Source organism: Curtobacterium sp. VKM Ac-2889 (assembly GCF_015350855.1).
In the GTDB taxonomy this organism is placed as follows: domain Bacteria; phylum Actinomycetota; class Actinomycetes; order Actinomycetales; family Microbacteriaceae; genus Curtobacterium; species Curtobacterium poinsettiae.
The window spans coordinates 44,733-71,485 of record NZ_JADKSC010000006.1; the positions used below are offsets into that span (position 1 = coordinate 44,733).

Annotated in this window: 28 protein-coding genes; 16 read left to right on the forward strand and 12 right to left on the reverse strand. The window is 71.9% G+C overall.

Annotation, left to right across the window (positions count from 1 at the left end; translation table 11 throughout):
- The first annotated feature begins 9 nt into the window (after window positions 1–9).
- A complete protein-coding gene (locus ITJ50_RS16835; RefSeq protein WP_017887518.1) occupies window positions 10–675 on the forward strand; it encodes a pentapeptide repeat-containing protein in 666 nt (221 codons plus the stop codon).
- 60 nt (window positions 676–735) lie between these two features.
- Here the strand turns inward: ITJ50_RS16835 and ITJ50_RS16840 are convergent, their stop codons facing one another.
- Entirely contained in the window at window positions 736–1,731 is a 996-nt protein-coding gene (locus ITJ50_RS16840) for an NAD(P)/FAD-dependent oxidoreductase (RefSeq protein WP_042541015.1), read from the reverse strand.
- A 58-nt stretch (window positions 1,732–1,789) separates the two neighbouring features.
- Between ITJ50_RS16840 and ITJ50_RS16845 the strand changes: the two genes are divergently transcribed.
- Entirely contained in the window at window positions 1,790–2,407 is a 618-nt protein-coding gene (locus ITJ50_RS16845; protein WP_052481942.1) for a helix-turn-helix domain-containing protein, read from the forward strand.
- Between the two features lie 9 nt (window positions 2,408–2,416).
- Here ITJ50_RS16845 and ITJ50_RS16850 read toward each other — a convergent pair whose 3' ends face one another.
- Window positions 2,417–3,046, reverse strand: coding sequence for a hypothetical protein (locus ITJ50_RS16850; RefSeq protein WP_140449202.1), 630 nt, complete (start codon window positions 3,044–3,046; stop codon window positions 2,417–2,419).
- 111 nt (window positions 3,047–3,157) lie between these two features.
- Window positions 3,158–3,913 (reverse strand): glycosyltransferase, encoded by a 756-nt coding sequence (locus ITJ50_RS16855; protein WP_042538311.1) that lies wholly within the window; start codon window positions 3,911–3,913, stop codon window positions 3,158–3,160.
- A 93-nt stretch (window positions 3,914–4,006) separates the two neighbouring features.
- On the opposite strand from ITJ50_RS16855, the gene ITJ50_RS16860 reads away from it, so the two are divergent.
- From ITJ50_RS16860 to ITJ50_RS16885, 6 genes are all read left to right on the forward strand, one after another.
- Complete coding sequence (locus ITJ50_RS16860; RefSeq protein WP_194590980.1) at window positions 4,007–4,432, forward strand: MarR family winged helix-turn-helix transcriptional regulator; 426 nt, start codon at window positions 4,007–4,009, stop codon at window positions 4,430–4,432.
- A gap of 58 nt (window positions 4,433–4,490) precedes the next feature.
- Window positions 4,491–5,132 carry an MBL fold metallo-hydrolase gene (locus ITJ50_RS16865; RefSeq protein ID WP_042538315.1) on the forward strand — a complete coding sequence of 214 codons (642 nt, stop codon included), beginning with the start codon at window positions 4,491–4,493 and terminating at the stop codon, window positions 5,130–5,132.
- A gap of 54 nt (window positions 5,133–5,186) precedes the next feature.
- A complete protein-coding gene (locus ITJ50_RS16870) occupies window positions 5,187–5,876 on the forward strand; it encodes an HAD family hydrolase (RefSeq protein ID WP_071251776.1) in 690 nt (229 codons plus the stop codon).
- Between the two features lie 91 nt (window positions 5,877–5,967).
- Window positions 5,968–6,450 (forward strand): GNAT family N-acetyltransferase, encoded by a 483-nt coding sequence (locus tag ITJ50_RS16875; protein ID WP_231564055.1) that lies wholly within the window; start codon window positions 5,968–5,970, stop codon window positions 6,448–6,450.
- A 51-nt stretch (window positions 6,451–6,501) separates the two neighbouring features.
- Complete coding sequence (locus ITJ50_RS16880) at window positions 6,502–7,122, forward strand: TetR/AcrR family transcriptional regulator (protein ID WP_017887509.1); 621 nt, start codon at window positions 6,502–6,504, stop codon at window positions 7,120–7,122.
- Window positions 7,119–8,816 carry an MDR family MFS transporter gene (locus tag ITJ50_RS16885; RefSeq protein ID WP_017887508.1) on the forward strand — a complete coding sequence of 566 codons (1,698 nt, stop codon included), beginning with the start codon at window positions 7,119–7,121 and terminating at the stop codon, window positions 8,814–8,816. The genes ITJ50_RS16880 and ITJ50_RS16885 overlap by 4 nt, the downstream gene beginning before the upstream one ends.
- A 220-nt stretch (window positions 8,817–9,036) precedes the next feature.
- On the opposite strand, the gene ITJ50_RS16890 is transcribed toward ITJ50_RS16885, so the two are convergent.
- Window positions 9,037–10,035 (reverse strand): LacI family DNA-binding transcriptional regulator, encoded by a 999-nt coding sequence (locus ITJ50_RS16890; protein WP_040419828.1) that lies wholly within the window; start codon window positions 10,033–10,035, stop codon window positions 9,037–9,039.
- Window positions 10,036–10,197: 162 nt separating this feature from the next.
- Between ITJ50_RS16890 and ITJ50_RS16895 the strand changes: the two genes are divergently transcribed.
- The 4 genes from ITJ50_RS16895 to ITJ50_RS16910 are packed head-to-tail and all read left to right on the forward strand — an operon-like array spanning window position 10,198 to window position 14,515.
- The gene (locus tag ITJ50_RS16895; RefSeq protein WP_071251777.1) at window positions 10,198–11,229 is read left to right on the forward strand and encodes a nucleoside hydrolase; all 1,032 of its coding nucleotides are present in this window, start codon (window positions 10,198–10,200) and stop codon (window positions 11,227–11,229) included.
- A 5-nt stretch (window positions 11,230–11,234) separates the two neighbouring features.
- On the forward strand, window positions 11,235–12,665 hold the full coding sequence (locus ITJ50_RS16900) for an MFS transporter (protein WP_140449203.1): 1,431 nt from the start codon (window positions 11,235–11,237) through the stop codon (window positions 12,663–12,665).
- Window positions 12,662–13,522, forward strand: a complete 861-nt coding sequence (locus tag ITJ50_RS16905) for a ribokinase (RefSeq protein ID WP_140449204.1) — start codon at window positions 12,662–12,664, stop codon at window positions 13,520–13,522. Before ITJ50_RS16900 ends, ITJ50_RS16905 begins: the two co-directional genes overlap by 4 nt.
- Before the next feature lie 51 nt (window positions 13,523–13,573).
- Window positions 13,574–14,515: a Ppx/GppA phosphatase family protein gene (locus ITJ50_RS16910; RefSeq protein ID WP_056073155.1), complete on the forward strand. Its 942-nt coding sequence runs from the start codon at window positions 13,574–13,576 to the stop codon at window positions 14,513–14,515.
- A 12-nt stretch (window positions 14,516–14,527) separates the two neighbouring features.
- Here the strand turns inward: ITJ50_RS16910 and ITJ50_RS16915 are convergent, their stop codons facing one another.
- Entirely contained in the window at window positions 14,528–15,172 is a 645-nt protein-coding gene (locus ITJ50_RS16915) for an antibiotic biosynthesis monooxygenase (RefSeq protein WP_071251780.1), read from the reverse strand.
- Window positions 15,173–15,314: 142 nt separating this feature from the next.
- Between ITJ50_RS16915 and ITJ50_RS16920 the strand changes: the two genes are divergently transcribed.
- Window positions 15,315–16,127: a cupin domain-containing protein gene (locus tag ITJ50_RS16920; RefSeq protein ID WP_194590981.1), complete on the forward strand. Its 813-nt coding sequence runs from the start codon at window positions 15,315–15,317 to the stop codon at window positions 16,125–16,127.
- Window positions 16,128–16,138: 11 nt separating this feature from the next.
- Here the strand turns inward: ITJ50_RS16920 and ITJ50_RS16925 are convergent, their stop codons facing one another.
- A complete protein-coding gene (locus ITJ50_RS16925) occupies window positions 16,139–17,149 on the reverse strand; it encodes a Ku protein (RefSeq protein WP_194590982.1) in 1,011 nt (336 codons plus the stop codon).
- A 135-nt stretch (window positions 17,150–17,284) separates the two neighbouring features.
- Between ITJ50_RS16925 and ITJ50_RS16930 the strand changes: the two genes are divergently transcribed.
- The 3 genes from ITJ50_RS16930 (at window position 17,285) to ITJ50_RS16940 (ending at window position 20,999) form a co-directional block, all read left to right on the forward strand.
- Window positions 17,285–18,175 carry an SDR family oxidoreductase gene (locus ITJ50_RS16930; protein ID WP_194590983.1) on the forward strand — a complete coding sequence of 297 codons (891 nt, stop codon included), beginning with the start codon at window positions 17,285–17,287 and terminating at the stop codon, window positions 18,173–18,175.
- Window positions 18,172–20,685: an ATP-dependent DNA ligase gene (locus ITJ50_RS16935; RefSeq protein WP_194590984.1), complete on the forward strand. Its 2,514-nt coding sequence runs from the start codon at window positions 18,172–18,174 to the stop codon at window positions 20,683–20,685. The genes ITJ50_RS16930 and ITJ50_RS16935 overlap by 4 nt, the downstream gene beginning before the upstream one ends.
- 158 nt (window positions 20,686–20,843) lie before the next feature.
- Window positions 20,844–20,999: a hypothetical protein gene (locus tag ITJ50_RS16940; RefSeq protein ID WP_017887497.1), complete on the forward strand. Its 156-nt coding sequence runs from the start codon at window positions 20,844–20,846 to the stop codon at window positions 20,997–20,999.
- Window positions 21,000–21,320: 321 nt separating this feature from the next.
- Here ITJ50_RS16940 and ITJ50_RS16945 read toward each other — a convergent pair whose 3' ends face one another.
- The 6 genes from ITJ50_RS16945 to ITJ50_RS16970 all read right to left on the reverse strand — a co-directional run bounded on the left by ITJ50_RS16945 (window position 21,321) and on the right by ITJ50_RS16970 (window position 26,428).
- Window positions 21,321–21,497 (reverse strand): hypothetical protein, encoded by a 177-nt coding sequence (locus ITJ50_RS16945; protein WP_017887496.1) that lies wholly within the window; start codon window positions 21,495–21,497, stop codon window positions 21,321–21,323.
- A 10-nt stretch (window positions 21,498–21,507) separates the two neighbouring features.
- Window positions 21,508–22,482 (reverse strand): sugar phosphate isomerase/epimerase family protein, encoded by a 975-nt coding sequence (locus ITJ50_RS16950; protein WP_017887495.1) that lies wholly within the window; start codon window positions 22,480–22,482, stop codon window positions 21,508–21,510.
- A 153-nt stretch (window positions 22,483–22,635) separates the two neighbouring features.
- Window positions 22,636–23,319 carry a fumarylacetoacetate hydrolase family protein gene (locus ITJ50_RS16955; protein WP_017887494.1) on the reverse strand — a complete coding sequence of 228 codons (684 nt, stop codon included), beginning with the start codon at window positions 23,317–23,319 and terminating at the stop codon, window positions 22,636–22,638.
- 33 nt (window positions 23,320–23,352) lie between these two features.
- On the reverse strand, window positions 23,353–23,568 hold the full coding sequence (locus ITJ50_RS16960) for a hypothetical protein (RefSeq protein WP_017887493.1): 216 nt from the start codon (window positions 23,566–23,568) through the stop codon (window positions 23,353–23,355).
- Window positions 23,549–23,878, reverse strand: a complete 330-nt coding sequence (locus ITJ50_RS16965; protein WP_017887492.1) for a hypothetical protein — start codon at window positions 23,876–23,878, stop codon at window positions 23,549–23,551. The genes ITJ50_RS16960 and ITJ50_RS16965 overlap by 20 nt, the downstream gene beginning before the upstream one ends.
- 93 nt (window positions 23,879–23,971) lie before the next feature.
- Window positions 23,972–26,428 carry a phosphoketolase gene (locus ITJ50_RS16970; RefSeq protein WP_159555945.1) on the reverse strand — a complete coding sequence of 819 codons (2,457 nt, stop codon included), beginning with the start codon at window positions 26,426–26,428 and terminating at the stop codon, window positions 23,972–23,974.
- Between the last annotated feature and the right edge of the window lie 325 nt (window positions 26,429–26,753).

Below are 26,753 nucleotides of genomic sequence, written 5' to 3' on the forward strand. Positions count from 1 at the left end.
ACTGGGTGCATGGCACGTTCCTCCGGCACCGACGCCCCGCGCATCACCCTGACCGAACCGATGAACCTGGAGGACTGGGCGCCAGCTCCCGGTGACGTCCTGACGGGCGACCGCATCGAGGGCAAGCGCATCGACGTCCTCGACCTGACCGGCGAGCGGCTGCCCGACCTGGAGATCGAGGAGTGCGTCATCGACACGCTCCGGGGGGACGATGCCGACTTCCGTGGGCTCCGCGTCCGTGACTCGATCATCGACTCGCTGGACGCCCCGATCCTGCGGGCATCGAGCAGTACGTGGCGCGAGGTCCGGGTTTCCGGCGGGCGGGTCGGGTCGGCGGAGTTGTACGACTCCGGGCTGAACGGCGTCGAGTTCGTCGGCATGAAGTTCGGGTTCGTGAACCTGCGTGGCTCGACGATCACCGACGTGGTGTTCCGCGACTGCGTCATCGACGAGCTCGACATCGCCGACGCGAAGCTGCTGCGGGTGTCGTTCGACGGCAGCAGCATCCGTGCCGCCGAGGGGTCGAACACCCGCATCGACCACGTCGACCTGCGCGGAGCCGACCTGGACCGGGTCGAACGGCTCGAGGGGTTCCGCGGGGCCACGATCGGCGCCGACCAGCTCTACACGCTCGCGCCGCTGCTGGCTGCACAGGCCGGCTACCGCGTCGACTGACCGAGCCCGGGTTTCGCGCTCACCGACACTGCACGCCCGCCAGGCCCCACGGACTGTCGCTCAGCGCGAAACATCGGCCGCACCGACGCCCGCACCGACCCCGGCCAGCGCCTCCGCCAGGTCGGCCTGCACCAGGTCGCCGTGCACCGCCGCGCCTGTCTGGGTGCCGGCAGCCGCCGACGCGATGACCGTCGCCATCGGGGCCGTCACGTTGCCGGCCGCGTAGACACCCCGAACCGCCGTCTGCCCGGTGGCGTCCACGGTCAGGGCCGTCCCGAACCGGAAGTCACCCATGAACTGGTCGGTGGCGGTGAGGCCCAGCCCGGACAGGAAGCCCACCCGTGCCTCGGGCCGGCTCGCCGTGGCCAGGGCATCGAGTTCGACCGACGAACCGTCGCCGAGCCGGATGCCGGTCAGCCGGTCACCCTCGGACACGACGGCGGCGACGGGGCCCTCGACGACCGAGATGCCGCGGGCGGCCAAACCGGCCAGGGCGGTGTCGTCCATCAGTGCCGGATCGGTCAGGAACACGGTCACCCGCTCGCTCAGCGCCCGGAACATGAGCGCGTGGTGTGCGCCGTTCGGCGTCGTGACCAGGACCCCGATCCGCTGGTCGCGGATCTCCCACCCGTGGCAGAACGGGCAGTGCACGACCCCGCGCCCCCACTGCTCGGCCAGGCCCGGGACCTCCGGCAGGACGTCCACGGCGCCGGAGGCGACGACCAGCCTGCGTGCGGTGACGACCGCGCCGGAGTCCAGCGTGACCGAGAAGCCGACCGTGTCGTGACCGTCACCGGTCGTGGCGGACGTGGCCACGATCCTCCCGGCCGTGACCCGGACGCCGTAGGCGGCGACCTCGTCGCGACCGATGCGGAGCAGCTCGGTGGGTGCGACGCCCTCGTGGCCGAGGTAGTTGTGCGCGCCGGTCGCCGGGGCGTTGCGGGGCTCGCCGGAGTCGACGACGAGCACCGAGCGCCGCGAGCGGCCGAGGATGAGGGCGGCGGACAGGCCGGCGGCCGAGCCGCCGATGACGATGACGTCGAAGTGTTCGGGCATGCGCTGATCATGCGGCGGGAGCGACTGCGACAGCAACGAAGTTTGCCGGTATGGCAACATGGGCGCCATGGGACACGGCAACCGGGACGCGACCGCCCCGCGCTCGACAGCCGAGGTCGTCGACGGGGTCGGCCCCCGACTCCGCGCGCTGCGCGTCCATCGCGACGTGACGCTCGCCGCGCTGTCCGAACAGACGGGGGTGTCGGTGAGCACCCTGTCGCGGCTCGAGTCCGGGCAGCGGAAGCCCACGCTGGAACTGCTGCTGCCCCTCGCCCGGGCCTACATGGTGCCCCTCGACGACCTGGTCGGCGCACCGCAGACGGGCGACCCTCGCGTGCACATGAAGCCCGAGGTGCACGGAGGCCGCGTCGTCGTGCCGCTGACGAAGCGCACCGGCGGGGTGCGCTCGTTCAAGCAGCTGTTCCCGCCGAACACCCCCGGTGGCGAACCGTCGCTCAAGACGCACGAGGGCTACGAGTGGCTCTACGTGCTGTCCGGACGGCTCCGGCTCGTGCTGGGGGAGCACGACCTCGACCTCGGGCCCGGCGAGGTCGCCGAGTTCGACACCCACACCCCGCACTGGATGGGCAACGTGACCGACTCCGTCACCGAGGTGTTGTGCCTGTACGGGCCGCAGGGCGAACGAGCCCACGTGCGGTCTCGTCCGGCCCGCTGACCGGTTGGGTCAGTCCGTGAAGACGTGCGCCACGACGTCGTCGAGCAGATCGGTCGTCTCGATGTTCGACTGCTGGATGTGGATGCCGATGTCGCCCCGCGCGAAGTACGTGTCGCCGTCCGTGACCGGGTACTGCGAGTTCTTCGAGACCTTCTGGCACAGGAACCCGTCGGACTCGTCGTCGCAGTCGTAGCCCTTCGTGGCGAGCTGCTCCAGCGCGTCGCGGGCGGCCGCGGGGTCGACGGCGTCGACCGCGATGGACAGGTACGAGGTGTCGGCCTGCGGCTCCCGCCACACGCAGTACAGGCGCTTGCCGTCGCCCTGCAGTGCCGGGGTGAACGAGCTCTTCGGGATCGCGATCGGGTCGCCGACGACCGACGGGTCGTTGAGCGGTGCCGAAGCGAACGCCTCGTCCCACTTGCCGGGTGTGATCAGGTCGGTGCAGCTGGCCGGGACGGTGGCCGTGTCGTCGTCGTCGTCCGCGTCCTCGGAACTCGTGGGGTCGGGACTCGGCGCCGTCGTCGGGTCGGCTGCGGAGGTCGCGGTGGCGCTCGCCGGTCCGGCCGGTCCGGCCTGGGCGCAGCCGGTCAGGGCGAGACCCGCAGCCACCAGGGCAGTGAGCACGATCGTGTGGCGCATGGTTCCCCTTCGTCCGGTCGCGTCAGGTGATGACCGTCGCTCACGAACGTACCGACCGGGGGCCGCGGTGGCTGAGACCGTCACCGATTCGTTGTCCCCCGACCCCGTCGGTCAGCGGCTGCGCCACCACTGCGGCGACCGCGACCGTGCACGCAGCCGTCGCGCCCACCGGCGCACCGGGTTCGCCCGTCGGCCGTTCACGCGGAACGTGTGGAAGGCACGTCGCGTCCGGACCCAGACGGACGGGAGGCCCGCCAACGGTCGCGCGGACACCTGCACCGTGAGCACGGGGTCGGCCACCACCCGCCAGGCCGGGTCGAGCTGCATGCTCAGGTCGACGTCGTCGTGCACCTCGGCGTCGCCGCGGTGCACCCTGCGGGCGACCGCGGCCCAGGTCGACCGGCGCATCGCCATGGCGGACCCGAACAGCGGCGGGCGCCCGAGCGCGCTCCACATCAGGACGAAGTACGGGCCCATGTACACGGCGTCCCACAGCCGTCGCACCACGGGGCCACCGCCACGAGGCCGGCCCGGCCCGGTCACCGCGACGACCTCGGGGTCGGCCACCAACCGGACCGCGTCGGCGATCCAGGACGGCGGTGGGACGGAGTCGGCGTCGAGCCGCACGATGACGTCCCCTGATGCACGGTCGTAGCCGCGCGCCGACGCCCGGGCGATCCCTCGCACCGGTTCCGTGAGGACGACCGCACCGGCGCCCCGGGCGACCGCCGCGCTGTCGTCGGTGCTGCCGTTGTCGACCACGACCACCTCGTCGGCGGGCCGGGTCTGGACCGCGAGGGCGGTGAGGCACCGGCGCAGGTGCACGGCGTCGTCCCGCACGGGGATCACGACCGAGACACGGGGCATCCATCGATCCAACCGGCTGTCAGCTGTGCGGATTGTCGGACCGCGTCCCCCACTGTCCCGGCCCGCCGATCACCGCGCGGTAGCGTTCCGGGCATGGACCCGATCGACGCGCTCGCCGCCGAACTGCGGCAGTCCATCGGACGCCTCGTGCGCGCCGCACGACGCGAGGCGGACGCGCTGCCGGCCACGCACGCCACCACCCTCGGGTTCCTGCAGCGTGAGGGCCCCATGACCATCGCGGAACTCGCGCGACGCCGTGGCGTGAAGCACCAGGGGCAGTCCCGCACGGTCGGCGAACTGGCCGGGCTCGGGTTCGTCGACCGGACCGCGTCGGACACCGACCGGCGGGCAACGGTGATCCGGATCACCGACGCCGGCCGGGCCGCGCTGCAGCACGACACGGACGCCCGGACGGACTGGCTGGCCGAGGCGCTCCGTCAGGAGACCGACGCCGAGGAGCGCGCCCTGCTCAGCCGCCTGCCCGAGCTGTTCGAGCGGGTCGCGCGCCGGGCGGGCTGAACGCGCCCGCACCTCCGGCACAGCAGGACTTCTACAACACCGCTGTACGGTCGACGGCATGGAGTTGACGAAGTACAACCACGCCACCGTCGTCCTCGAGCAGGACGGCGTCACCCTCGTCATCGACCCCGGGGTCTTCACGCCCGAGGCCGTCGACCTCGTCCGCGGTGCCGCGGGCGTCCTCGTCACGCACGACCACCCCGACCACTTCGACATCGACGCGCTCCGCGCGGGACTCGCCGCGGACCCCGACCTCGTCGTGCGCGGCCCGGAGACCGTCGTCGAGCAGCTCGGCGAACACCACGGACGCGTCGCAGCGGTGCACGCCGGTGACACGATCACCGTCGGATCGTTCTCCGTCCGGGTCTTCGGTGAGCAGCACGCGGTCATCCACCCCGACATCCCGTCCACCGCGAACGTCGGCTACCTGGTGGACGACGCGGTCTTCCACCCGGGCGACGCGTACCTCGAGCCCGGCGTCCCGGTGCCGACCCTGCTGCTGCCGACGAGCGGCCCCTGGACGAACACCGCCCAGGCCGTCGACTACGTCCGCGCCGTGGCACCCGAGCGGGCGGTGCAGATCCACGAGGCGATGCTGAGCGAGCTCGGTCAGCAGTCCGCCGCGCGCTTCCTCGGGCCAGACGGTCTCGGGCCGGTCCCGGTCCTGATCCTGCCCGCGGGGGAGACGATCACCCTCTGACGGACGCGGGTTGCCCCTGGGAGGCGATCCGGGCCTCCCGAGCAGCATGGAGGGATGGCCGACGCACCCACGACAGCAGTCCTCTTCGACATCGACGGCACCCTCGCCGACTCGAACTACGCGCACATCGACGCGTGGTGGCGAGCGTTCCTGGCGGCGGGGGAGTCCGTCGACGCCTGGCGCATCCACCGCGCCATCGGCATGGACTCGGCGAAGCTGCTCGAGACGCTGCTGCCGGACGCGTCCCAGGAGACCCGCGACACCGCGAAGCAGTTCCACACCGCCTACTACGCCGAGCAGATGCCGCGGCTCCGGCTGCTGCCGGGTGCGCGCGAGCTCCTGCAGGCCGTCGCCGAGGCCGGGCACGCCGTCGTCCTGGCGACCAGCGCCCCCGAGCACGAACTCGCCCGCCTGCGCGACCTGCTCGACGCGGGCGAGTGGGTCACCGCCGAGACCAGCTCCGAGGACGTCGAGCAGGCGAAGCCGGACCCCGGCATCATCCGGGTGGCGCTCGACAAGGTCGGGGTCTCCGCTGACGACGCTGTGATGGTCGGGGATGCCATGTGGGACGTCGAGTCCGCCGGCAAGGTGGGGGTGACGTGCGTCGGCGTGATGACCGGTGGCATCGGCGGTGACGAACTCCGCGATGCCGGAGCGGCCGAGGTGTACGACGACGCTGCGGCCGTGCTCGCGGCGTTCCGCGCCGGCGAGGGTCCGCTCGCGGCACTCGGTCGGCGCGCCTGACGGGCGGCGCGCCTGACGGGTGGCGCCGGTCGTGCTCGACGGCCGTCCTCGGTTTCTGCGACGTCGGTCGCCCGTGCCAGGATCGACGCTCGTGATCACGATCGAACGCGTGTCCTGGGACGACCCCCGCAGCGTGGTGCTCCGCGCCCGCATGGACGACGAGATGCACGAGCGCTACGGGTCGGCGAACGCCGGCGAGGACCCGGCGGTCACCGCCGAGCGCAGCCGTGCGCTGAGCGTCGATCCGTCGACGGTCGTCACGTCGATCCTGGCCGTCGACGAGTCCGGCGAACCGGTCGGGCACATCGCCGTCCGGCGTCTGGGGGACGAGGTCGAGCTGAAGCGCCTCATCGTGCTGGCGTCCGCGCGCGGCAAGGGTGCGGCCACCGCACTGCTCGACGAGTGCGAGCGCGTCGGTCGCGAACTCGGCGCCCCGCGGCTCATCCTGCAGACCGGTGACAAGCAGCCCGACGCCGTGGCGCTCTACCGCAAGACCGGCTGGGACCAGATCGACGTCTACGAGCCCTACGCCGCGACGATGCCGTGGTCGTTCTGCTTCGAGAAGACCCTGTAACTCGACCCGGTCCACATTGCACTTTCACCACGAGAGTGCAATTCTTGCTCGGTGAGCACCACCGAACGCACCCGAGCGCTCCGCCGACGCATGATCGGCGAGGCGCGTCGGGCGACGGTCGAGCACGGGCTGCACGGCTTCACGATCGAGCAGCTCTGCGAGACCGTCGGGGTGTCGCGCCGCACGTTCTTCAACCACTTCGGGTCGAAGGACGACGCCGTGCTCGGCATCGAGCTCAACGCTGACGTCGAGGCGATCGACGCCTACGCCGCGGGCGGCATCGTCCCCGCGGGACTCGACCCCCTCGACTCGATCGTGGCGCTGGCCATCGACCAGTTCCACCGGGTCGGCATCGCCCGCGCCGACGAAGCCCTGGTCCGCCGGGTGTTCGAGCGGGAGCCGGCGCTCGTCGCACGGTTCCTGTCGGCGACCGACGTGCAGCTCGCCCGGGTCACCGTGGCGCTCGGACGGCGGTTCGGGTGGGACGACCCCGCCGACCGCCGACCGCGTCTGGTCACCGAGACCGCGGCGGCGCTCCTCAAGGTCACCGCGACCGAGTACTTCGACGACGCGTTCGACGAGGCCACGGGGCCGACGTTCGACGCGCTGCTCACCGAGAACCTCCGCCTGCTCAGGGCGGTCACCACGACCGAACGGGAACACACCACATGAGCGCCACCGCGCCGGGCACCACCAAGCGTGCCCGCCCAGGCTCCGACGGACCGCTGCTCCTGACGCAGCGTCGCATCTGGATCATCTTCTCCGCCCTGATCGCGGGGATGCTGCTCTCCAGCCTCGACCAGACCATCGTCTCCACCGCGATGCCGACCATCGTCGGGGAGCTCGGCGGCGTCGCGCACCAGGCCTGGCTGACGACCGGGTACCTGCTGGCCTCGACGATCGTGATGCCCGTCTACGGCAAGTTCGGCGACGTCCTCGGCCGTCGCAACCTGTTCCTCATCGCGATCGCGCTGTTCACCATCGCGTCGGCCGGGTGCGCGTTCGCCACGGACTTCACGCAGCTCGTGGCGTTCCGTGCCATGCAGGGCCTCGGTGGCGGTGGCCTGATGATCCTGTCGCAGGCGATCATCGCGGACATCGTGCCGGCGTCGCAGCGCGGCAAGTACCTCGGCCCGCTCGGGGCGATCTTCGGTCTGTCCGCCATCGGCGGCCCGCTGCTCGGTGGCTTCTTCGTGGACCACCTCACCTGGAACTGGGCGTTCTACATCAACATCCCGGTCGGCATCGCGGCGTTCTTCGTGGCGTGGTTCGCGCTGACCCTGCCGAACAAGAAGGCCACGAAGCGCATCGACGTGCTCGGGGTGCTCTTCATGTCCGCGGCGACCACGTGCCTGGTGTTCTTCTCGGAGTTCGGCGGCAGCAAGGACCACGGCTGGGACGCCCCCGAGACCTGGGCCTGGTTCGCCGGTCTCGTCGTCTCGGCAGCACTCCTGGTGTTCGTCGAGTCCCGCGCGCAGGACCCGGTGCTGCCGCTGTCGTTCTTCCGCAACCGCACCTTCCTGCTGGCGACCGGCATCGGCCTGGTGCTCGGAATCGGCATGTTCGCGGCGATCGGGTTCGTCCCGACGTTCCTGCAGATGGCCTCGGGCACCTCGGCCGCGGTCTCCGGCCTGCTGATGCTGCCGATGATGGCCGGCCTGATCGGCACCTCGATCGCATCGGGTGTCCTGATCACCAAGACCGGCCGCTACCGGATGTTCCCGATCGTCGGCACGGTGCTGGTGGCCATCGCGATGCTCGCGATGACCCAGCTGGCGGCGGACACCCCGATCTGGCTCATCTGCGCCTACCTGTTCGTCTTCGGTGCGGGGCTCGGCCTGATCATGCAGGTGGTCGTCCTCGTCGCGCAGAACGCCGTTCCTGCCGAGCAGGTCGGGACCGCCACGTCGACGAACAACTACTTCCGCGAGGTCGGTGCCTCCCTCGGCACCGCCGTCTTCGGCGCGCTCTTCACCGCGCGGCTCACGACGTCGCTGACCGACGTGTTCCGCGGTGCCGGTGGCTCGGCGACCGATGCGGCGTCGTCGGCGGGCAGCATCGACCCGTCGACCGTCGCAGGGCTGCCGCCGGCGGTGCAGGACGGCGTCGTGAACGCCTACGCCGACTCGCTCGCACCGGTGTTCTGGTACCTGCTGCCGTTCATCGCGGTGGCGTTCCTGCTCGCGCTGTTCCTGCCGCAGATCACACTGTCCGACACGGCCGGCATGGTCGCCCGTGGCGAGGCCGTCGGCGGTGACGAGGCCGACGAGCTCGAGCGGGCCCAGCGCGCGGCCCGGACGGCGGGGTCGGAGTCCGTCTCGTCGGGTGGTGAGACGCCGGCGTCCCGCCGGGACGCCTCGGATTGAGCGAGACGCCGCCGGATCCGGCGGCGTCCAGCGGATCGCGGGGCGCGTTGTGGAGACGACGGCGTGCTGACGGGAGGCGCGGCGCCAGCTGGTGCCGCGCCTCCCGTCGGTCGTCCGGTCGCGCTCACTGCCGCAGCCGGCGTTTCGTGCCGAGCGACACCTCACGCGTTCCAGCGCGCGTGCGCCGTCGCTGAGCGCGTGAGGTCGCGGTCGCCCGGCGCTACGCGCCGGTGCTCGCGCGCGGGACGAGCCGTGTCGGCAGGGCCGCGGGCTCGGCGGCCGTGCCGTCGAGCGTCGCGAGGAGTCGCAGTGCCGCAGCCCGACCGAGGTCAGCGCCGGGCAGTGCCACGCTCGTCAACGCCGGCGCGGTGACCGACGACGACGGCAGGTCGTCGAAGCCCGCGACCGCGAGTGCGCCGGGGACGGCGATGCCGAGCGCGCCAGCGACCCGCAGGACCCCGTAGGCCAGGGTGTCCGCGGCCGCGACGACGGCGGTGACGTCGTCGTCCTGCCAGGCCTCGATGACGTGCTCGGTGGCCGAGGCCGCGGCCTCGACGGTCAGGTCGGCACGGGCGGTGACCTCGGAGACGGTGATGCCGGCGTCTGCGCAGGCCTGCTCGAACAGGTCGCGGCGCACGCCGAACGTCGCCGCCCGCGAGGTGCCGTCGAGGTAGCCCACGTGCCGGTGCCCCTGGTCGTGCAGGTGTGCGACGAGCTCGTGCACGCCGGTGGAGAGGTCGTAGTTGACGGCCTCGGGGCCACCGGGGGCGTCGAGCAGCACCACGGGGACGCTCGCCGACATCGGCTCGTCGGCGGCGGGGGCATCGACCAGGATGCCGGCGGGCCGGAGCCGTTCGAAGCGCCGGACGTCGGCCGCGACGGGCTGCGCGCCCCGTTCGGTGACGGAGAGCACGAGCTGGAACCGGTCGCCCAGGGTGTCGCGGACCCCACGGATGACCTCGGCGAAGAACGGGTTCGACAGGTCGGGGGCGATGAACACGACGAGGTCACCGCTGCCGCGCGCCAGGGAACTCGCGGCGTGGTCGACGACGTAGCCGAGGTCGTCCACGGCGTCGCGGACCCGCGCGGCGATGGGAGCCGAGACCCGCCCGCGGTCCTTGCCGTTCACGACGAGGGAGACCGTGGCGATGCTCGTGCCCGCACGCTCGGCCACCATCGCAGCGGTCACACGACGGCTCGGGGCGGCGGGGGAGGGCACCCGTCGATGCTAGCGAGCGCGGTGCTCGAACTTGACGTCAAGCGTTTGACGTGTTTCGATGTCAAACGCTTGACGCGCCGCGTCGCCAGCGTTCTGCCGGCCCGTGGATCCCCACCACGTCGAGCACTCACCTCGATTCCCCGAAGAAGTGGAGCGCCCAGCGTGCCCGATGCGACCCAGCCCGCCGCGAAGATCATCCTCGACTGCGACCCCGGCCACGACGACGCCGTGGCGCTCCTGCTCGCCCACGGCAGCCCGGCGATCGACCTGCTCGCCGTGACCACCGTCGTCGGCAACCAGACCCTGCCGAAGGTCACCCGCAACGCCCTGGCCGTCGCGCGGATCGCCGGCATCACCGGGGTGCCGTTCGCCGCCGGTGCCGCCCGCCCGCTGCTGCGTCAGATCGAGGTCGCCCCGGACATCCACGGCGAGAGCGGCCTGGACGGCCCGATGCTCCCCGAGCCGTCGTTCGACCTCGACGAGCGCCACGCCGTCGACCTGATCATCGACACCGTGATGGCGCACGAGCCCGGCACGGTCACTCTCGTGCCGACCGGCGGCCTGACGAACATCGCCCTCGCCGCCCGCAAGGAGCCCCGCATCGTCGAGCGCGTCAAGCAGGTCGTGCTCATGGGCGGCGGCGTGCACGTCGGCAACTGGAGCCCGGTCGCCGAGTTCAACATCGTCATCGACCCCGAGGCCGCGGCCATCGTGTTCGAGGCCGGCTGGGACGTCGTGATGGTCGGTCTCGACCTGACGCACCAGGCCCTGGCCACCCCCGAGGTCGCCGCGCGCATCGCCGGTGTCGGCACCGCCCCCGCCGCGTTCGTCGGTGAGCTGCTCGACTTCTTCGGGCAGACCTACAAGGACGCCCAGGGCTTCGACGCCCCGCCGGTGCACGACCCCTGCGCCGTCGCCTACGTGATCGACCCGACGATCGTCCGTGCCGTGAAGGTCCCGATCCACGTCGAGACCCAGGGCGCCCTGACCCTCGGGATGACCGTCGCCGACTTCCGCGCCCCGGCGCCCGAGGACTGCCGCACGAGCGCCGCGATGGAGCTCGACCACGGCCGGTTCTGGGACCTGGTCGTCGACGCGCTCGAGCGCATCGGCGAGACGGCCGACACCGGCTGGACCCCTCGTGCCGCCGCCGACGCCGTCGAAGCCGGCATCACCACGACCCCGGAGCACTGAACCCCATGACCACCACCTCGACGAAGAAGTCGATCGGCGCCCTCACCGCCGCGCTCCTCGCCGCGTGCATCGCGTTCCAGCTGAACGCGAGCATGCTCAGCCCCGCGCTCGTCACGATGGCGCGCGAGCTCCACACCGACGACGCCACCATCGGCCTGTCGCAGACCCTGTACTTCACGCTCGCGGCGCTGTTCTCGCTGTTCCTGCCGCGGCTCTCCGACATCGTCGGTCGCAAGCGCGTGCTGCTCGGCATGCTCGCCGTGATGCTCGTCGGCAGCATCGTCGCCGCGCTCGCGGTGAACGTGCCGATGCTGTTCGCCGGCCGGATCATCCAGGGCGTCACGGGTCCGGTCGTCCCCATCTGCCTGCTCGTCCTGCGCAACGAGATCAGCGACCCGAAGCGCTACGGCGCCGCGCTCGGGCTGCTGACCGCGGTGAACGGCGGCATCGCGGGCGTCGACGCCCTGGCCGGCGGGTGGATCGCGACGAACTTCGGGTTCCGCGGGATCTTCTGGGTCATCGCCGTCGTCACCGTCCTCGCCCTGTTCCTGGTCGCCGTCTGGGGCGTCGAGTCGAAGCCCTCCGCCGGCACCCGGATGGACTGGATCGGTGTCGTCCCACTGGTGGTGAGCGTCGGCGCGCTCCTGACGGCGTTCAACGAGGCGGGCAAGCTCGGTGCGGCGAACCCCGTGCTCGTGGTCGGTGGCGTCGTCGTCGCGCTCGTCGCCTTCGCGGTGTTCTGGGCCGTCGAGTCGCGGGTGCGGGAACCCCTGGTCGAGACCCGGTTCCTGAAACGCCGTGCGACCTGGGCGCTCCTGGCGACGACGTTCCTGACGATGACGGGCGTGTTCGCGGTCGTCAACGGCCTGGTCACGTCGCTCGCGCAGAACGGCGACGCCGGCTTCGGCATGGAGCCCGACCTGGCTTCGCTCGTGTTCCTCACCCCGTACGCGCTGGTCGGCTGGATCGTCGGACCCTTCGCCGGGCGCCTCGCCCCGACCATCGGGTACCGCGCTGTCCTGCGCTTCGGCCTGATCGGCAGCATCGTCTCGACCGTCCTGATGGCGCTCGTCGGGGTGCACTCCCTGCCCGTGCTGGTCACCGCGACCGTGCTGATCGGCATCACCTACGCCGGCATCGCGAACATCATCCTGAACGGCCTGGGCATCGTGCTGTCGCCGGAGTCGAACCCCGGCTTCCTGCCCGGCCTGAACGCCGGTGCGTTCAACCTCGGCGCCGGCGTCAGCTTCGCCGTCCTGCCCGCGCTGCAGATCGCGCTCGGCGTCGGCGGTTCCGCGGGCACCGCCGGGTACTCCGGTGGCATGCTGCTCGGGGCCGCGATCACGACCGTCGCGCTCGCGATCTCGTTCCTCATCCCCCGTCCGGAGGGCGCCGAGACCACGTCCGTCGCCCCGCAGAAGGAGACCGTCCGTTGACCGAGAGCATCGTCGTCGTCGGGTCGCTCAACGCGGACCTGGTGGTCCGCACCGAGCGCTTCCCCCAGCCCGGTGAGACCCTGCAGGGCTCGGACCTCGCGATCCTGCCCGGCGGCAAGTCCGCCAACCAGGCGGTGGCTGCCGGGAGGCTCGGGGGCACGGTGCGCATGATCGGTGCGGTCGGTGACGACGGGAACGGTGCGCTGCTCCGCGACTCCGTCGCGGCTGCGGGTGTCGACACGACGCACGTCGCCGTCCGTCAGGGAACGGCGACCGGCACCGCCGTCATCACGGTCGACGCCGCAGGCGAGAACACCATCGTGATCTCCGCCGGGGCGAACGGCACGCTGACGCCGGAGGACGTGCCGACCGACGCCTTCGCCGACGCCACGGTGCTGGGGCTCTGCCTCGAGGTGTCGATCGACGTCGTCCTCGCCGCCGCCCGGGCTGCGCACGCCGCCGGGGTCACGGTGCTCACGAACCTGTCGCCCTTCGGCGCGGTGCCGGCCGAACTGCTCGAGCTGACCGACGTGCTGCTCGTGAACGAGCACGAGGCCGCCGCGCTCGGGGACCACGGTGTCGCGCGGTCGATCGTCACCCGTGGTGGTGCCGGCTGCGTCGTGCACGATCGCGGTGCCGAGCCGGTGTCGATCGACGCCGTGCGGGTCGAGCCGGTGGACACCACGGGCTGCGGCGACGCCTTCATGGGTGCGGTGGCGCTGCGCCTGGCCACCGGGGACACCCTCGTCGACGCCGCCCGGTTCGCGGTGGGGGTCGGGGCGTACGCCGCGACCAAGCCGGGCGCGCAGGCCTCGTACCCGACCACCGCCGAGCTGGAGGCGTTCCTGCGGGCGTGACCCGCGCCTCCTGGCCGTGGGGTGACTGCGCGGCCCACTAGCGTTGGGTCCATGCGCGTGGGAGTCCTCGACATCGGGTCCAACACCGGCCACCTGCTCGTCGTGGACGCCCACGGCGGCGCTGCGCCGCTGCCGGCGTCCTCGTTCAAGCAGCCGCTGCGGCTGGCCGAGCACCTCGACGACTCGGGCGCGGTGACCCAGCAGGGGATCGACGCCCTGACCACCTTCGTCGCCGACGCGGTCCGCGTCGCCGAGGAGCGCGGCTGCGAGGACATGCTCGCGTTCGCCACCTCGGCGGTGCGCGACGCCGGCAACTCCGAGGCCGTGCTCGCCCACGTCGAGGCCTCCACCGGGGTCGAGCTGGCCGTCCTGTCCGGCTCGGACGAGGCCCGGCTGACGTTCCTGGCCGTGCGCCGCTGGTTCGGCTGGTCCGCCGGTCGCCTGGCGGTCTTCGACATCGGCGGGGGCTCGCTCGAGATCGCCGGCGGTGCCGACGAGGCACCGGACGTCGCGTGGTCGATGCCGATCGGTGCCGCCCGGCTGGCGCGCTCCTACTTCTCGGCCGGCACCCCGACCGAGGACGACGTCCGCCGCATCCGGCACGAGATCCGCGTGGAGATCGCCCGTGACGCCGGACGGTTGCTCCGCTCGGGGCGTCCGGACCGGGCCGTGGCGACGTCGAAGACGTTCCGGTCGATCGCCCGCGTCTGCGGGGCCGCGCCGTCCGCCGCCGGACCACTCGTGCCCCGTGCGCTCGACGGCGCGGTGCTGCGGCAGCGCCTGCCGGAGCTGCTGACGATGTCGGTCGACGAGCTCGCGGCGCTGCCCGGTGTCTCACCGAGCCGCGCACACCAGGTGGTGCCCGGCGCGCTCGTCGCCGAGGCGTGCCTGGACATCTTCGACCTGCCGGCCCTCGAGATCTGCCCGTGGGCACTGCGCGAGGGCGTCATCCTCGAGCGGCTCGATCAGCTGTCGGTGCTCGGGACCCCGTAGCGACCCGTCGATCTAGCCGCGCGGCTGCCGGACCGGCTGCTGCCGTTGCTGTTGCGGTTGCTTCGGCGGTGCGAGCAGCCACGGACGGATCAGCTTCGTCACGAACGGCAGCACCCAGAACGTCATGATCGGCGTGAGCACGACGGTCGTGATGAGCACCCGGGGCAGGATCGCGACGTGCGCGAACGCGGGGACGAGCCAGGCCATCAGGTACGTGAAGGCGAGGTTCACCGGGAAGAAGCCGAGCCAGATGCTCACGGACTGCTTCCACCGCGGGGGAGCGCTCGAGGCCGGAGCGTCCTGCGGGACGTCGAACCACCCCTCGATGCCGGTGCGCTTCTCGACGCGGGACTCCACCACCAGGTCACGGCCCAGGTCGAGCCACCGCAGCCGGTCGTCGGAGTTCTCCCACGTCGCCAGGGAGTCGTGGTCGGCGAACCGGTAGAGCATGTGCCACTCGCGCGACTGCGCCCGGGAACGCACCCACCCGGAGCCGAGGAAGCCCGGGTAGCGGTTCGCCAGGTTCACCCCGGACTGCACCCAGCGGGTGGCCTCGGGGATGCGGTCGGGTTCGACCAGGCGGGTGACGGAGACGGTGACGGGTGGGCCATCGGTCGCGGGTGGCGACGACAAGGCCCCAGGCTCTTCTGGAGTCATGTGCCCAGTGTCGCGGACCCGTGTTTCCGGCTCGTGACACGTGCCTCGCGCGCCGGCTGAACGGATCCGCGTCGTCCTTCGACCACCGTCCCAGGTGGGTGCAAGACGATCATCTGGCGAACGCACCACCGAGAGGACCCCGATGCCCCACCCCGAGCCCACCACCACCCTCGTCGCCACCGTCGACGGGCCCGACGGCGGCACGTACGAGGTGCGGCGGCTGACGCTCCCGGTGGGTGCGTCGACCGGCTGGCACCAGCACGACGCACGCCAGACGGGTCTCGTGGTGCGCGGTGCGCTGACGCACGTCACCGAAGAGGCCACTCGGGTCGTCGGGCCGGGGCAGGCCCTGGTCGAGGAGCCGCGCATCGTGCACGACGGCCGCAGCACCGGCACGGAGGACGCCGAGCTGCTCTACGTCGCCCACCTGCCGGCAGGTGCAGCGGCGTCGACCCCGGGCGAGCCGCCAGCGAGCGAAGGGCCGGCCCGCAGCGCGCTCGTGACGGTCCCGCTGGGCCGGCCGCAGTTCGTGCACGCCCTGCGCTACACCGCGATGTACGCACCGAAGCCCTTCGCCGAGGCCCTGCTCGTCTACCGGGACAACGGCACGTACACGATCCTGTCCCCGGGGGAGGACCACCACGGTTGCTACGTCTCGGCGACGGACCCCGCCGAGGGGATGCGGCACGTCGCGTTCATGTCGTGGCCGTCCGCGGACTGGGGCCGGAACATCGCATCGCACACCCTGACCTTCGAGGCGGCGAGCGGCGCGTTCACCCAGGAGCTCCGGTTGCCGGGTGACCCGGTCCCGCGGGCGCAGTACGGGTACGCGGTGCCCGTCGAGGACCCGGAGTCGATCGACACCGGCGCCGGGTGGGCAGCGCTCCGCCAGCAGTACACCGAGGTGTTCACCACGCTCGAGCGCCTGGCGGGCGGCGGGTCGACCGCGGCCTGACCCGGGAGTGGTCAGCTCGCCTGCTTCTTGGCGGCGGGCTTCTTGGCCGGGGCCTTCTTCGCCGGTGTCTTCTTCGGCGCCGACTTCGCGGGGGCCTTCTCCGTCGTGCTCTCGGCAGCCTTCTTCGCCGGTGCCTTCTTCGCCGGTGCCTTCCTGCCGGAGCCGGACGTGCCCGAGCCGGAACCGGATGACGACCGTGCGGCCGACGACGAACGCGACCCCGAGCCTCCTGTCCGCTTCTTGTCGACGGACGCACGCAGGGCGGCCATCAGGTCGAGCACGTCACCGCCCTCGTCGTCGTCGTCCTCGTCGTCCTGCGCGCCGAAGGTCTTCTCGGTGTCGATGTCGTCGCCCGCCTCGAGCTTGGCGTCGATCAGCTGCTGCAGTTCCTCCTGGTAGGAGTCGGTGTAGCGGTCGGGGTCGAAGTCGGTGGACATGCTCTCGACGAGCGAGGACGACATCTTCAGCTCGTTGGCGCTGACCTTCACCGTCGTGTCGAGGGTCTTGAAGTCGGCGGCGCGGACCTCGTCGCCCCAGAGCAGCCCCTGCAGCAGGATGACCTCGTCGTGCACCCGGAGCACCCCGAGCCGGGTCTTCTGCCGCAGGGTGAACTGCACGATCGCCAGGCGGTCGGTCTTCGCCAGGGTCTCGCGCAGCAACACGTACGCCTTCGGCGAGCGCGAGTCGGGCTCCAGGTAGTAGGTCTTCTCGAACATCATCGGGTCGACCTGCTCGACGGGGACGAACTCGAGCACCTCGACCTCGTGCGACTGCTCCTCGGGGAGCTGCTTGAAGTCGTCCGCGGTGAGCACGACGGTCTTGTCACCGTCGTCGTAGGCGCGCTGGATGTCGGCGTACTCGACCTCGTGGCCGAACTCGCACACCCGCTTGTACCGGATGCGGCCCTTGTCGTCGTCGTGGACCTGGTGCAGGGACACGTCGTGCGTCTCGGTGGCCGCGTAGACCTTGATGGGCACGTTGACGAGCCCGAACGCGATGGAGCCCTTCCAGATCGACCTCATGCGCACATGATGCCCGCCCGCACGCGTGCGTGCCCGGAGCCGACGGTTCCTCCACAGGTCCGCCGTCCGGGGGATCGTTCCACGGATGTCCGGTTCGCTGGACCGCCGCGAGGCCGGCGCGAGCACGATGGGCCCATGAGCCAGCTCGACAAGCAGGACCCGCGCGACCAGTTCCCCCGTCCGCCGTTCCCCGCGCAGACCCAGCAGGGGTCCGGGCTGGCGAGTGCGATGGACCCCGCCCCCGACCACGGCGAGACGAGCTACCTGGGCACCGGGCGGATGCGCGGCTACCGGGTGCTCGTCACGGGCGCGGACTCCGGCATCGGGCGCGCCGCGGCGATCGCGATGGCGAAGGAGGGCGCCGACGTGGCCCTGAACGCCCTGCCCGAGGAGCGCGAGGACCTCGAACAGGTCCGCGACGTCATCGGTGACCTCGGGCGCAAGGCCGTGCTGTTGCCCGGCGACCTGACGGACGAGGCATTCTGCGACGTCCTGGTGCAGGACGCCGTCAGCGAGCTCGGTGGCCTGGACGCGCTCGTGCTGGTCGCCGGCCACCAGCAGGTGCACCAGGACGTCACCGAGCAGAGCACCGAGGACTTCGACCGGACGATGAAGGTCAACCTGTACTCGCTGTTCTGGCTCGTCCGTGCTGCCGTCCCGCACATGGCGCCGGGCAGCTCGATCGTCACGACCAGTTCGGTGTCGGCGTACCAGCCGCAGGACCGCATGATCGACTACGCCGCGACGAAGGCCGCGATCATCACGTACACGAACGGCCTCGCGCGACAGCTCGCGCCGAAGGGCATCCGGGCGAACACGGTGGTGCCCGGCCCGGTGTGGACGCCCCTGCAGCCGATCAGCTACCCGGGCGACGAGATCGCGGCGTACGGCCAGGACACCCCGTTCGGCCGTCCCGCCCAACCCGTCGAGCTCGGCAGCGCCTACGTGTACCTGGCGGGGCCCGAGTCGTCGTACACGTCCGGCACGACCCTGACGGTGGCGGGAGCGACCGGGGTGGCGCTGTGAGTCCCGCCTCGCGCAAGACCGTCGTCCTGGTCGGCGATCGGCGGCTCGCGCTCACGAACACCGACAAGGTGCTCTACCCCGAGACCGGCACCACGAAGGGTCGGGTGATCGAGTACTACGAGCGGGTCGCGCCGTGGATGATCCCGCACGTCAAGGACCGCCCCGTGACCCGGAAGCGCTGGGCCAACGGCGTCGACGGCAAGGTCTTCTTCGAGAAGAACCTGCCCGACTCGGCCCCCGACTGGGTGCGGCACCACACCATCCACCACTCGGAGCACGACAACGAGTACCCGATCGTCGACGACCTGCCGACCCTGGTGTGGATGGCGCAGCAGGCCGCGCTCGAACTGCACGTCCCGCAGTGGCGGTTCGGTCCCCGCGGTGCGCAGCAGCACCCGGACCGGCTCGTGCTCGACCTGGACCCCGGTGACGGCGTCGGGCTGCCCGAGTGCGTCGAGGTCGCCGTGGCCGCGCGCGAGATCCTGCACGGCATGGGACTCGACCCGTACCCGGTGACGTCCGGCTCCAAGGGCATCCACCTGTACGCGGCCCTCGACGGCAAGGCGACGACGGCGCAGGTCTCCGACGTCGCCCACGAGCTGGCCAAGGCCCTCGAGACGGACCTGCCGGACCTGGTGCTGTCGTCGATGAGCCGTGCCGAGCGGACGGGCAAGGTCTTCGTCGACTGGTCGCAGAACAACGGCAACAAGACGACCATCGCCCCGTACTCGCTGCGCGGCCGCGAACGGCCGACGGTCGCGGCACCACGCACCTGGAAGGAACTCGAGGAACGCGGGCTCGCGCAGCTCACGTTGGACGAGGTCCTCGAACGCCTGGAGGCCCGTGGGGACTTCCTGCACCCGGTCGCCTCCGCCTCGCTGGCCGTCGGGCGCGACGACCACGGTCACTGGGACAGCGACCGCACCGAGCGGGCGAACGACGCCGAGCAGCCCGCCCGCGACCGGCTCGCCGCCTACCGGGCCAAGCGGGACGCCTCGAAGACGCCGGAACCCGTGCCGGAAGGTGCCCCGACGGTGCGGAAGGACGGCACACCGACCTTCGTCGTCCAGGAGCACCACGCCACCCGTGACCACTACGACTTCCGGCTCGAGCACGACGGCGTGCTGGTGAGCTGGGCACTGCCGAAGGGCGAACCGACCGACCCCGGCAAGAACCACCTGGCCGTGCAGACCGAGGACCACCCGCTCGAGTACGGCTCGTTCGAGGGCACGATCCCGAAGGACGAGTACGGCGGCGGCACGGTCACGATCTGGGACGACGGCACCTACGAGCTCGAGAAGTGGCGCGAGGGGCAGGAGGTCATCGTCACCCTGCACGGTCGGACCGGCGGCGCTCGCCGCCTCGCGCTGCTGCACACCCGCGGCCGGGGCGGGGGCGACGAGAAGAACTGGCTCATCCACCGCACGAAGGAACAACCCGAACGGCTGGCGGACGGCGGCGGCAGCGGCGCCGGGCCGGCGGTGGCGCGCACCGCACCCGGCGGGTCCGACGGGCGGCGACGGATCACCCGGGCGGCGGACGCCGAGACCCCGCCGTCGGAGCGCCGGACGATGCAGGCGACCCTGGACAAGGGCGAGACCCGGCTGGACCCGGCGGACTGGGCGTTCGAGATGAAGTGGGACGGGGTGCGGGCGCTCGCGACCGTCCGCGACGGATCGGTCACCGTGCGCAGCCGCAACGACAACGACCTGACGGCGCAGTACCCGGAACTGCAGGAACTGGGGGAGCGGGCCGGGGTGGACGGGGTCTTCGACGGTGAGATCGTGGCCGTCGACGACCGCGGCCGACCGTCGTTCCAGCTGCTCCAGAACCGGATGGGGCTGACGAAGGCGCGTGAGGTCCGGAGCGCGCAGGAGACCACCCCGGTCCGGTTCCTGCTCTTCGACGTGCTCGAGGCGGACGGGCACGAGCTGACTCGGCTCGGGTACGACGCCCGGCGCCAGGCGCTCGAGACCGTCGTGCAACCGGGTGGTGCGATCGACGTGCCGCCGGCGGTGCAGGGTGAACTCGACGCGGTGCTGGCCGCCTCGCGCGAGCAGGGCCTCGAGGGCGTCGTCGCGAAGAAGCGGTCGTCGAAGTACGCCGAGGGCCGTCGGTCCGAAGCCTGGCTGAAGCGCAAGCACCACGCCACCCAGGAAGTCGTCGTCGGCGGCTGGAAGCCGGGCAGCGGTCGGCGTGCCGGCGGGATCGGATCGCTGTTGCTCGGGGTACCCGGCCCGGACGGACTGGAGTACATCGGCAAGGTCGGCACCGGGTTCCGCGACCGCGACCTCGACGAGATCGGCGATGTCCTCGCACCACTGGCACGGAAGACCTCACCGTTCGTCGACGTCCCACGGCCCGACGCGCGGGACGCCCACTGGGTCACGCCGGAGCGCGTCGGCGAGGTCGAGTTCGCCGAGTGGACGGGTGACGGGCGGCTCCGGCAACCGTCGTGGCGGGGATGGCGGGTCGACAAGGACCCGGACGACGTCGTGCGGGAGTCCTGACGCGCTGGCCGGCCGCGGCCAGCGCATGCATCCGCATGGGTCCGCCCCTGGCGAAATTCCGTCCCCCGTGCGACGCTCGGGCGGGGGACGATTCCGGCAACGACGCCGGGGTCCGGCCACGGACTGTTACGTTCGCCGAGACGAAGGGGGCTCAGGGGATGAACTCGAGCAAGTACCTGCCGCCGTTCACGGCCGCAGAACGCGTCGCGATCACCGGGGACGACCTGTCGCAGCGGATCGTCGAACCGCGCAGCAGCACCACGGAGACCGAGGTCCGGTACGCGGACTTCCTCGCCGACGAGGACGACGACTGACGAGCACGGTGGCCTGACCCGCGCGGCGGCCCGGCGGCTCCGTGGTGGCGGAACGGGTCGGCGGACCCGACGGCCCGCACGCTGGATCAGGGAGCGCACGGACCGCCGCCGGGGCACGCGGCCAGCCGGTTCAGGGAGACCGGCCGCACGGCCCCGCACCGGGCGCGCAGCAGCGCAACCGGTGGGTCCACTGGTGGGACGCACCGAGTGAGCGGATCGTCACACGCGAAGACGAACGAATCGCCGGGCGACCTGGATGGTCGCCCGGCGATTCCGTCGGTGTGGGGAGTGCTTTCGGGACAGTACCGGGTCAGTACCGGGTCACGCCGCGGGGGCGGGTCCGTCGGCGGGCTCCGCGTGGTCGGCCACGGGGGCGTCCTCGTCGATGAGCGCGTCCTCGTCCGGCTCCACGACCTCGGCCGCGGCGGCCTTGGCCTCGTCGATGGACTCCTGAGAACGGCGGAGCAGGTCGTCGTCGTGTGCTGCCTGATCGGTCATGCCCAGCAACCTACGCGGGCGTCCCTGTGTCGGCGTCCCGACGTCGCGCACCGTTCGTCGGGTCGTGGCGGCCGGTCTGCGGCGGCTCGAAGTCGACGGCGGACGTCGGTGCGGGCGTCGAGGGCATCGCCGGGGCAGCCGGGGCACCGAAGGCGTCAGCGGCGTCGAGCACCGCACGGGTGGCGGCGACGGCGGTGCGGAGCGCGTCACGGACGGGCATCGCACGGTGCGCCGGGGTCCGGACCTCGACGCCCCACGGCTCGTCGAACCCGAGTTCACGCACCGTCCGGACGAGGCCGGGCAGGTCCCACGCCCCGGCACCGGGCAGGTACCGCGCGGTCCGGGACTCCTCGGCCAGGGTCATCCCGCTCGGGGTGTGCAGCAGTCCGTCGCTCAGCTCGACGGCTGCGAGGACCCCCGGTGCGACGCCCTGCCGGATCGACGCGAGGGTCGAACCGCCGCGGAGCGCGTGCATGGCGTCGAGGAGCAGCCCGCCGTTCGGGTGCCCGGCAGCGGCGACGAAGCGTGCGGCCCGTTCGATCGTGGGCAGGTTGGACCACGGCTCCGGCTCGAGCACGATCTGCGCCCCGACGGCCTCGGCCTGGTCGGCGAGCGCGACCCAGTCGTCGGCCATCGTCGCAGGGGAGGCTCCGGGCAACGAAGTGTCGGCACGGACCACCACCTGCCAGGCGCTCAGGGTCGCGGCGGCCTCGAGCACCACCCCGCGATCGGCGTCTTCGTCCTGGGTGCGGCTCGCGCAGGTCCACCACCGGTCGAGCGGTCCGAGCTGGACCCAGACGATGCCGGCCCCGTCGAGCATGCGGCGGAGTTCGGCGAAGCCCGTCGTGGCACGGACCTCGTGCAGGTCGTCGAGGGACAGTGACAGGCCGGCGAACCCGGCGGACCCCACCGCGTGCACGCGGTCGCGGACGCTCTCGTCGCCCGCCCACGTCCAGGACGTGGCGAGCAGGTCGTGTTCCAGCACGGTCGTACCTCCGGCAGTCCCGGGGTGTCCGCGTCGCCCCGTCGCGATGCGCCGCCCCGTGTCCGCCGCGGGCCCCACCCGCGACGATGCCCAAGGATTACCCGTGCTGCCTGCGAAGGCTCCCAGCCCGTCGACACATCGGCGACACGTGGCTCAGACGATCCGGGTCCGGACCTCGCCGACACCGGCGATCGTGCCGATGAGCACCGAGCCGCGTTCGAGCACGCCGACGCCGTCGGGGGTGCCGGTCATCAGCAGGTCGCCGGGCGCGAGCGACACCGACCGCGAGACCGCCGCGATCGTCTCGGCGACCGACCAGATCTGGTCGGCCAGGTCGCCCGCCTGCCGGAGTTCCCCGTCCACCGTCAGCTCGATCGCGCCGCTGGTCGGATCGACCGCGTCCGCCGGGGTGATCGCGCCGATCGGTGCCGAGGCATCGAAGCCCTTCGCGGTGTCCCACGGGCGCCCGAGTCGCTTCGCCTCGGCCTGCAGGTCACGGCGGGTCAGGTCGATGCCGACGGCGTAGCCCCACACGTGGGCGAGGGCACCGGCGACGGCGATGTCCGCGCCGCCGGTGCCGATCGCGACGACGAGCTCGACCTCGTGCTCCAGTTGCTGGGTCAGGGGCGGGTACGGGGTGTCGGCGTCGTCGACCACGACGGCGTCGGCCGGCTTGGTGAAGAAGAACGGCGGCTCGCGGTCCGGGTCGTGGCCCATCTCGCGGGCGTGCGCCGCGTAGTTCCGGCCGACGCAGAACACACGGCGGACGGGGAACCGCGCGCCCGTCGTCGTGGGCACGGTCGGGAGGCTCGGGGCCGGGATGACGAGTTCGGTCACGGTCCCAGCGTGGCAGGCTCGCATGGCGTCGGTTCAGCCCTCACCGAAGGACGCCTCGTCCTTGAGCTTCCGCGCTCGTGCGCGCTCCTGCCGTTCGCGCCATTCGATCCGCGCCTGACGGAGCTCTTCCTCGGCGCCCTTCGCCCGCATCATGGGCCCGTAGTGCGGGTCTGCCAGCAGTGCGGGCGTCGTCAGTTCACGTCCGTCGAGCCAGCGCTTGAAGTCCTTGTCACTCAGCTTCGAGATCATCGTTCGCTCCTTCGATCGTCGCTGCGGTCAGGTCGTCGAGCGCCCGGCCGACCCAGCGGTCGTCCGCGGTCGTCCAACTGCGGCTCACCAGCGCAGCTGCCATCACACCGGCGGCCGCGCGCGTTCCTTCGTCGTCCGAGGTCGCCCGGTCGGCGACCCACGACCAACGCTGCCACCACAGGTCGCGGTGCACCGAGAACTCTGCATTTCGCCGTCCTGCGCGCCCGTCGAGCACCGAGGCGACGAGCGCACCCAGCGCGACGGACGCGCTCGTGACCGACACGAGCGCACTGATCCAGCCGATGTCCATGCCGGAACCCTGACAGCACGGAACCGGTCACGCGGCGGGCGTGACCGGTCCTGTGGAGGGTGCTCCGGGCCTCCCGGCCTGTGGAGGAGTGCGTCAGTTGCCGGGCGCGGACGCCTCGGTCTCGCCCGCACCCGGGTCGCCGCCGGTCCCACCGCTGGCGGGTTCGTCCTGCGGCCAGCCCGCGAACTCCCAGCCCGCGAGCGACGGGTGGTCCTCGCCCTTCGTGTACGCGAACGTCCGTGCAGCGTCACGCGCCTCGGACAGCTTCGTGAGCAGGTCGGCGTGCGCCTCGGCGTCCACCCGTGTCAGGGCGTCGTGGGCCAGGGCGAAGCGGTCCATCTCGTTGCGCATGAGCATGTCGAACGGCGAGGTCGTCGTGCCCTGCTCGAGGAACCCGTGCACGTGCAGGTCGTCGTGCCCGTTCCGGCGGTACGTCAGCTGGTGCACGAGCGTCGGGTACCCGTGGAACGCGAAGACCGTGGGCGTGCCGGGCAGGAAGAGCGCGTCGTACTGCTCGTCCGGGATCGGGTGCTCGTGCTTGCGCGGGTCGCCGAGCGCCAGCAGGTCGACGACGTTGAGGACGCGGACACCGACCCCGGGTGCGTGCTTCCGGATGATGTCCGTGGCGGCGACCGCCTCGACGGTGGGGACGTCACCGGCGCACGCGAGGACGACGTCGACCCTGCCGACGGCCTGCTCGGTGCCGGCGAAGTCCCAGACCCCGAGTCCTGCGTCGGCGTGCGCGACGGCGTCCTCGAGGGACAGGAAGACCGGCTCCGGGTGCTTGCCCGCGACGATCACCTCGATGCGGTCCGTGGTCTCCATGGCATGGGCGGCGACGGCGAGCAGGGTGTTGGCGTCGGCCGGCAGCTTGATCCGCACGAGGTCCTGCTGCTTCGACGCGACGACGTCCAGGAACCCGGGGTCCTGGTGGGAGAAGCCGTTGTGGTCCTGCCGCCAGACGTGCGACGACAGCAGGAGCGACAGGTTCGACACCGGTGCCCGCCAGTCGATGTCGGTCGAGGACTCCAACCACTTGGCGTACTGCCCGACCATCGAGTCGATGATGTGGGCGAACGCCTCGTAGGTGTTGAGCATCCCGTGCCGACCGGACAGCACGTACCCCTCGAGCATGCCCTCGAGCAGGTGCTCGGACAGGACCTCGGTGACCCTGCCGCGGGGGGAGAGGTGCTCGTCGCCCGGCGCACGCTGGGCACGCCAGACGCGGGTGGTGACGTCGAACACGGCGTCGAGCTTGTTCGAGATGGTCTCGTCCGGACCGAACAGCCGGAAGGTCGAGGCGTTCTTCTCGATCAGGGCGGCGAGCCAGGGGCCGAGCGTGCCCGTGGCGGACGCTTCGGTGCCGGCCTCGACCGCGTACGGCTCGAGGGGTGGGCGGTCGAGCGCGGTCCGCAGCCGGCCGCCGTTGCCGTGCGGGGTGGCGCTCATCCGCTCGTCGCCGGTCGGGCGGATCGACGTCATGATGCCGACCGGGTGGCCGTCCTGGTCGAAGAGCTCCTCCGGGCGGTACGAGCGCATCCACTCCTCGAGCTGGGCGCGGTGACCGTCGTCCTCGCGCACGGCCGGCAGTGGCACCTGGTGTGCACGGAAGGTCCCCTCGACCTGTTCACCGTCGACCACCTTCGGGCCGGTCCAGCCCTTCGGGGTGCGCAGCACGATCATCGGCCACCGCGGACGCAGGGCCGCGGCGCCGGCGGGCTGGCCGGCGGCGGCACGAGCGGCCTGGGCACGTGCGGCGGCCTGGATGTCGTCGATGCCGGCGAGGGCGCGTCGCAGGGCGCCGTCGAACAGAGCGTGGACCGCGTACGGGTCGTCGTCGACGCGGCGGGAGTCGACCACGATCGGGTCGTACCCGAGCCCGCGGAAGTACGCGGTGAGGTCCTCGTCGGGGATGCGTGCCAGGACCGTCGGGTTCGCGATCTTCCAGCCGTTGAGGTTGAGGATCGGCAGGACTGCTCCGTCGGAGACCGGGTCGAGGAACGTGTGCGCCTGCCACGACCCGGCGAGCGGACCGGTCTCGGCCTCACCGTCGCCGACCACGCACGCGACGACGAGGTCGGGGTTGTCGAGCGCCGCACCGTACGCGTGGGAGAGCGAGTAGCCGAGCTCGCCGCCCTCGTTGATGGACCCGGGGGTCTCCGGGGCGGCGTGCGAGGGGATGCCGCCGGGGAACGAGAACTGTCGGAAGAACCGCTGCAGGTCGACATCCTGGTACAGCTCGTTCCACGTGCCGTCCAGCCAGGCGTTCGCGTTCATCGCCGGGCCGCCGTGTCCCGGGCCGCAGATGTACAGGAACTCGCGACCGGTCTCCGCGATCAGCGCGTTGCAGTGCGCGTAGACGAGGTTCAGGGCGGGCGAGGTCCCCCAGTGCCCGAGCAGCCGCGGCTTGACGTCGTCGGGTTCGATCGGCCGGGTGAGCAGCGGGTTGTCCAGCAGGTAGATCTGCCCGACCGTCAGGTAGTTGGCGGCGCGCCACCAGGCGTCGACCGCCCGGAGCCGGTCGGTGGTGGAGATGTGTGCTGGAGCCATGGGTACACGGTACGAAACACCGGGTTGCTGCACCTCAGGAAACTCGTCCAAACCGTTCGGGCAGCGGCGCCGAATGACTTGCACAGGGCAAAAGCCCAGGGCGCTCTCCGGTCACAGTTGGCCGGTACTCAGCGCGTGCACAGTGCACGTTCGGCCACCGGCCGGAGCGCCTCCAGAGCAAAGGACTGATCACGATGCGCAAGAGCCTCAAGACCTCCATCACCCTCGCCACCACCGGCGCCCTCGTCCTGGGCGGTGCCGCGTTCGGCATCTCCTCCGCCCAGGCCGCGACCCCCGCCATCCACACGGTGTCCTCGTCGTCGTC

What these genes read in the sequence shown, in the direction of transcription:
- ITJ50_RS16840 (WP_042541015.1), bottom strand. Translation starts at nt 1,731, where the DNA reads ATGCCCGAACACTTCGACGTCATCGTCATCGGCGGCTCGGCCGCCGGC.
- ITJ50_RS16845 (WP_052481942.1), top strand. Translation starts at nt 1,790, where the DNA reads ATGGGCGCCATGGGACACGGCAACCGGGACGCGACCGCCCCGCGCTCG.
- ITJ50_RS16930 (WP_194590983.1), top strand. Translation starts at nt 17,285, where the DNA reads ATGAGCCAGCTCGACAAGCAGGACCCGCGCGACCAGTTCCCCCGTCCG.
- ITJ50_RS16860 (WP_194590980.1), top strand. Translation starts at nt 4,007, where the DNA reads ATGGACCCGATCGACGCGCTCGCCGCCGAACTGCGGCAGTCCATCGGA.
- ITJ50_RS16915 (WP_071251780.1), bottom strand. Translation starts at nt 15,172, where the DNA reads ATGACTCCAGAAGAGCCTGGGGCCTTGTCGTCGCCACCCGCGACCGAT.
- ITJ50_RS16970 (WP_159555945.1), bottom strand. Translation starts at nt 26,428, where the DNA reads ATGGCTCCAGCACACATCTCCACCACCGACCGGCTCCGGGCGGTCGAC.
- ITJ50_RS16920 (WP_194590981.1), top strand. Translation starts at nt 15,315, where the DNA reads ATGCCCCACCCCGAGCCCACCACCACCCTCGTCGCCACCGTCGACGGG.
- ITJ50_RS16910 (WP_056073155.1), top strand. Translation starts at nt 13,574, where the DNA reads ATGCGCGTGGGAGTCCTCGACATCGGGTCCAACACCGGCCACCTGCTC.
- ITJ50_RS16925 (WP_194590982.1), bottom strand. Translation starts at nt 17,149, where the DNA reads ATGAGGTCGATCTGGAAGGGCTCCATCGCGTTCGGGCTCGTCAACGTG.
- ITJ50_RS16855 (WP_042538311.1), bottom strand. Translation starts at nt 3,913, where the DNA reads ATGCCCCGTGTCTCGGTCGTGATCCCCGTGCGGGACGACGCCGTGCAC.
- ITJ50_RS16870 (WP_071251776.1), top strand. Translation starts at nt 5,187, where the DNA reads ATGGCCGACGCACCCACGACAGCAGTCCTCTTCGACATCGACGGCACC.
- ITJ50_RS16965 (WP_017887492.1), bottom strand. Translation starts at nt 23,878, where the DNA reads ATGGACATCGGCTGGATCAGTGCGCTCGTGTCGGTCACGAGCGCGTCC.
- ITJ50_RS16900 (WP_140449203.1), top strand. Translation starts at nt 11,235, where the DNA reads ATGACCACCACCTCGACGAAGAAGTCGATCGGCGCCCTCACCGCCGCG.
- ITJ50_RS16960 (WP_017887493.1), bottom strand. Translation starts at nt 23,568, where the DNA reads ATGATCTCGAAGCTGAGTGACAAGGACTTCAAGCGCTGGCTCGACGGA.
- ITJ50_RS16885 (WP_017887508.1), top strand. Translation starts at nt 7,119, where the DNA reads ATGAGCGCCACCGCGCCGGGCACCACCAAGCGTGCCCGCCCAGGCTCC.
- ITJ50_RS16940 (WP_017887497.1), top strand. Translation starts at nt 20,844, where the DNA reads ATGAACTCGAGCAAGTACCTGCCGCCGTTCACGGCCGCAGAACGCGTC.
- ITJ50_RS16850 (WP_140449202.1), bottom strand. Translation starts at nt 3,046, where the DNA reads ATGCGCCACACGATCGTGCTCACTGCCCTGGTGGCTGCGGGTCTCGCC.
- ITJ50_RS16945 (WP_017887496.1), bottom strand. Translation starts at nt 21,497, where the DNA reads ATGACCGATCAGGCAGCACACGACGACGACCTGCTCCGCCGTTCTCAG.
- ITJ50_RS16835 (WP_017887518.1), top strand. Translation starts at nt 10, where the DNA reads ATGGCACGTTCCTCCGGCACCGACGCCCCGCGCATCACCCTGACCGAA.
- ITJ50_RS16865 (WP_042538315.1), top strand. Translation starts at nt 4,491, where the DNA reads ATGGAGTTGACGAAGTACAACCACGCCACCGTCGTCCTCGAGCAGGAC.